General features: G+C 51.6%; 1 protein-coding gene. It reads right to left on the bottom strand.

Going from position 1 to position 256, the window contains the following annotated elements:
• A partial coding sequence (locus tag ACX9YW_RS23235) for a hypothetical protein (RefSeq protein WP_460351119.1) occupies positions 1 to 241 on the bottom strand: 241 nt, incomplete at its 3' end.
• Between the last annotated feature and the right edge of the window lie 15 nt (positions 242 to 256).

Below are 256 nucleotides of genomic sequence, written 5' to 3'. Positions count from 1 at the left end.
CCGTAGCGGTACTCTGCGGCACCATCTGAACTTCGTACTGAAGCGGGTAATTAATATACCGACAGATATCTGCGTTGAGAGAGCCCGCCTCAGGCGAGCTGCAGTAGGTTAGAGTGGGATCATCCTGCCAATTAGCCACCACGAAATAGGAAGGATATGGAACGGTCAAATACATGGAATCGTCACCCAGCTCAGTAGCGGCACTCTGGAATTTGGCCTGTGTCGGTGTCCAATCTGCCAACGTCGTCACCATATA

The sequence above is a fragment of the Pseudoneobacillus rhizolycopersici genome (genome assembly GCF_054786815.1).
The sequence above is the reverse complement of the archived record's forward strand: the minus strand, read 5'-3'. Positions and strand labels throughout refer to the sequence as shown.